The sequence below is a fragment of the Pedobacter agri PB92 genome, assembly GCF_000258495.1.
Taxonomy (GTDB): Bacteria; Bacteroidota; Bacteroidia; order Sphingobacteriales; family Sphingobacteriaceae; genus Pedobacter; species Pedobacter agri.
The window spans coordinates 1-4,873 of the sequence record NZ_AJLG01000263.1; the positions used below are offsets into that span (position 1 = coordinate 1).

The following is a 4,873-nucleotide window of genomic DNA, read 5'->3' on the forward strand; positions in this document are numbered from 1 at the left end:
ACGTACACACTTTCAATATTCACCGAATCATAACTTTTTATCAAAATATATTTCAGACTTTTTAATTGGTTTAAATGATCTTCATTAAGTATAAGATTTTTATCTTTTTCCCATTTGATAGAGATTACTTCAACATACTTTAATTGGGTTGAAAAATTTGTATCTTTTAGTTGATTTGTCAGATCATTAGTTAGTTCTACACCTTTTACACTACCCTCCTCTGCCCATAGAAATGTAGGCTTGCCAGTTTCATTGAGTTGCATACGTGATATCGGTCCAAACAACAATTTGTCTAATTCTTCACGTTCTTTTAGTGAAAGACGCTTAATCTTATTGCTGAATGTATCCATGATGGTAATCTGCGCTTGCGCTTTGATTACGAAGCACAAACACATTACCAATATGATTTGAATTGATCTTTTCATGTCCTGATTATTTAACTACGAAAACAATGTTAGCAAACGATGTTGTTTTAGCTTTACCTGTTACATTATAAGTCATTTCTCCGTTAGCATTAACTGATGTAACCGTAATTACAGCAGCATCAACATAGGTGACATAGTACTCCAAATCTGTAGGATTTAACAAGAATGGGATGCTTTTCTGTACTCCTGTACTATTCATTGTGCCTGGTACACTTTCGAATTGTGATTTGTAAAGATTGTACAGGTTGACAGTTTTCCCTGTGCCGATCGTTGCCACATCTAACACAATCGAGGGCATATAGAACCATTTAGGCATAGCAGCGTTCGCCAGTTTTAAAACACCACTTGCTGGGTCGGCCACTACAATTTTATCAGTTGTTGTTCCTGTAGTAGGTAAACCTGAAATTGCAAGGGTATTGGTTCCAGTGGTGGCGATGGCTGTTGGTGTAGTTAAAGCACCACCCAATTGAATATTATTAGCAGTTTTGGTTAAACCATTACTCGCAGTTGTATTGTCTCCTAATGTAGATTGATCAACCCATTGCGTAGTTCCAGCAGCATTTGTAATTAAAACCTGACCAGTCGTACCAGTGGAGATTTGATTGTTAGTCACCTTGCCTGCCATGTTTTGTAAATTCAACTTCGTTTCGTCAACATCAATATTAAATGGTTTTAATGCGGCACCTGTAGGTGTACCAGTTAAAATTATTTTGTTTGTAGAAGTAACGTTTTGTCCAGTGGTGATCGCAGCAGCATCTACGGAAAGCGCACCATCTGTAGCTACCACTACAGAACCATTACCTTGTTTCACCACTCCTGGAGCTGTACCATTTGCTGTGGCAACATTTACAGTATACGCAGTATTTCCAGTTGCAGCTGGAGTAGTTGGTGAAACAGTAACATTTGTACCGGCAACTACTGTTGTCGTTTTTTGGGCAGCCTGTATAGCTGGTGTTAAATCTAACGCTGTAGTAGCTTGACCATTAACAGTACCTACTAATTTATTAGTACCATCAAGTGTTAAGGCATTTGAATTAATAATGTTCACACCAGTTCCGTTAACTCCATTAACAGTTGTTGATAAGCTATTTCCTGTTGAGGTATTGCTTACAACAGTTGCAGGAACAAGAGTTGATTTATCTACCCATGAGCCTACATTTCCTGTACCAACCACCATCACTTGTCCAGCTGTGCCACCTTTGATTTGATTGGCATTTAGGTTTAATTTGGTCTCGTCTACATCAACAGAAAATGCTTTTAATGCAGCGCCTATTGGTGTTCCACCCAATTTTATCTTATCGCTACCAGTGGTAACATCCTGGCCAGTTGTGATGGTAGATGCATTAACAGTTAAAGTTCCTGTTCCATCAATTGCTAAACCTGCGCCTGGTTTTACAGCACCAGTTACTGATGTACTAGCCACATTAGTATTCACAACATAATTGGTATTTTTTCCACTTGTAGTTGAGGTAACTGTTGTATTCGAACCATTAGATAATGAAGTTGTATTTTGGCCAGCCTGAATTGCTGCATCGGTTACTTCTACTTTATAAGCGGTATTGTTTCCAGCTATAGTTGAAGTAACAGTTGTAGTCGTTCCATTCACTACCGAACTTGTTTTCTGAGCCGCAGCAATAGCTGGCGTTAAGTCCAAAGCTGGTGTAGTTGCAATTCCATTAACTGCACTTACTAATTTTTTGTCAGCATCTAACGTTAAAGCATTAGTATTAATAATATTTACTGCAGTTCCGGTTTTACCATTTACTGTCGTAGTTAGGCTATTGCCAGAAGAAGTATTGCTTACTGAAGTTGCATCAGCTTTATTAACCCATTCCGTGGCTGTTCCAGCGGCATTGGTAGTTAAAATTTGCCCGGCTGTACCTTGTTTGATAGAAAGACTTACATCTTTCAAAGTTGCTCCATCACCACCTAAAACATTAATGTCACTTCCGGTAATTTTCTTGGCACTTACTATGCTCGCATCAGTAATAGCTTTATAAGTCACATTACCTGCGGCGTCTGCTGTAGCCACTTTGTTGGCATCCGTTCCATCAGTTGCTGCACCTAATTTGGTTGCAGTAACCGCTTTATCTTTAATGTTGATGGTTACATCTTTCAATAACGAAGTACCAGCATTTGCAGATAATAATAAATCGGTTGAGCTTAATGCTTTACCAGTTGTAATTGCAGCAGCATCAACTGAAAGTCCGCCATCAGCAGCTACTACTACTGAACCATTACCCTGTTTTACAACTCCTAAAGCAGTACCATTCGCAGTAGCAACATTTACTTTGTATTGATCAGCAGTTGTGCCCGATCCTGTAACGGTTGTATTTGTTCCGTTAACTAATTTAGTTTCTGCTCCAGTTACTAAAGTAGTTAAATCTGTATAGGTTACATTTCCTGCTGCATCAGCAGTAGCTACTCTATTTACAACCGTACTTGTACCAGCGGTTAATTTAGCAGCAGTTACATTTTTATCTTTAATATCTGATGTTTCAACAGCGTCGTTAGCAATTTTAGCAGTTGTAATCGCATTATCTGCGATACCTAATTTTACATCTTTTAAAACAGCATCTGTTCCATCACCCGCCGGACTATTAACCGTGATTCCATCACCTGTAATTGCTTTTTTATTCGCTAGAGATGTTGCATCAAATGTTTTATAAGTTACCCCTCCTGTTCCATCAGCAGTTGCCAACTGACCAGCAGTGGCGCCATCAGAATTTAACATTGATGCCGTAATTGATTTAGCTTTCACCGTAGCCAACACGTTTTTCAAAGTCGCACCATTACCATCAGCAAATGTGATTTGATCAGATGTTAGATTACCAGCATTTAAAACATCGGCAGCTCCTACAGTAGGTTTTTTACCTACCCAGGCTCCATTTTCAAATGTTAATACCTGATTAACCGCCGGAGCAGTTGCACTCACTGGCGTACCTTGTAACTTTTCAACTTTCGTTGCATTTGCAGCTCCAGTTACATCTCCAGCTAAAGTAATGTTTGCCAAATCTGCCGCAACAGTATAGGTGGTTACATTACCAGTAGTTGATGGTGTAACTATTGTACCTGTACCGGCTGCTACTACCGAAGTTTTTTGTCCTAATTGAATAGCATCTTTTAGATCAACTGCATCACCGGTTGTACCATTTACCGTAGTGGTTAAAGCGGTACCTGTGATGTTATTACTTACTGTAGTACTTCCGGCAATTCCATCAACTGTAGACCAGATTACATTTCCAGCACCGTCGTAACCAAGAACTAACTTATTGGTTCCTGCTGGAGCATTGATTTTTTTGGTTGTAATCGAATTATCATTGATTTTAAGGTCAGTTGTTTCTAAAACTGCACCAATTAGTGAGTTTGCGTTGTTTACGCTGATAATTCCATCAGTTGTGATGTCTTTTTTACCTATCAAAGTAGCGGGGCTTAAGTTTTGATAAGTTACCACACCATTTGCATCAGCAACCCCTACTCTTCCAACACTTCCTGCTCCGGCATCTAATTTTGTAGAAGTGATCGCCTTCTCAGCAACTTTATCAGTAGTGATTGCGTTGTTGGCTAGCTTAGCAGTTGTAATCGCTAAATCTTTCACCTCCACTTTATATTCCGTATTTTTAGCATTAGCCGCACTTGCAGCAGAAGTCACACTTGTCGTAACGCCTTCCACAACACTGGAAGTTAATTGATTGGCTTCCACTAAATCTTTAATGGCGATTGTTGTTTGTGCACCTTTTGAATCTGTATAAGTTAAAGCATTGCTTGCTTTATCATAAACCAAAGCAGTAGTATTTAATGGCAATGCCGTTACCATACCTTTGCCATCTGTATAATTTAAAGTGTTGGTGGTTTTGTCATAAGCCAAAGCACCATCGTTCAAGTCGATCAGTTTCGAAACACCGTCCTCACCTGTATAGGTCAGTTCGTTTTTAGTATTATCGTAAGTTAAAGTGGTTTTGGTTTCGTTCGCTGCAACTAAATCTTTGATCGCGATTGTTGTTTGCGCACCTTTTGAATCCGTATAAGTTAAAGCATTGCTTGCTTTATCGTAAACCAAAGCAGTAGTATTTAAAGGCAATGCGGTTACCACACCTTTGCCATCTGTATAACTTAACGTATTGGTGGTTTTGTCGTAAGCCAAAGCACCATCGTTCAAATCAATTAGTTTCGCAACACCGTCCTCACCTGTATAAGTCAGTTCGTTTTTAGTATTGTCGTAAGTTAAAGTGGTTTTGGTTTCGTTTGCTTTTACAATTTGTGAAATATTTATGGTTTGTTTAACCCCACTGTTATCAACATAAGTGAAATTTGCTCCATCATAAAAAACATTCCCTCCAGTATTTTTAACAATATTTTCGATAATCGTTCTTACCGAATTATCATTTGCAATGTTTTGAAAATTTGAAATTACATCAGCCGGAACATTGATGATTGTTTGCTTTCCG

General features: G+C 38.7%; 2 protein-coding genes. Both read right to left on the reverse strand.

Going from position 1 to position 4,873, the window contains the following annotated elements; all coding sequences use genetic code 11:
- On the reverse strand, positions 1-425 hold a 425-nt coding region (locus tag ON09_RS22595; protein ID WP_010603341.1), incomplete at its 3' end, for a hypothetical protein.
- 7 nt (positions 426-432) lie between these two features.
- Positions 433-4,873: beta strand repeat-containing protein (locus ON09_RS24575; RefSeq protein WP_010603342.1), on the reverse strand; the 4,441-nt coding region annotated here is incomplete at its 5' end.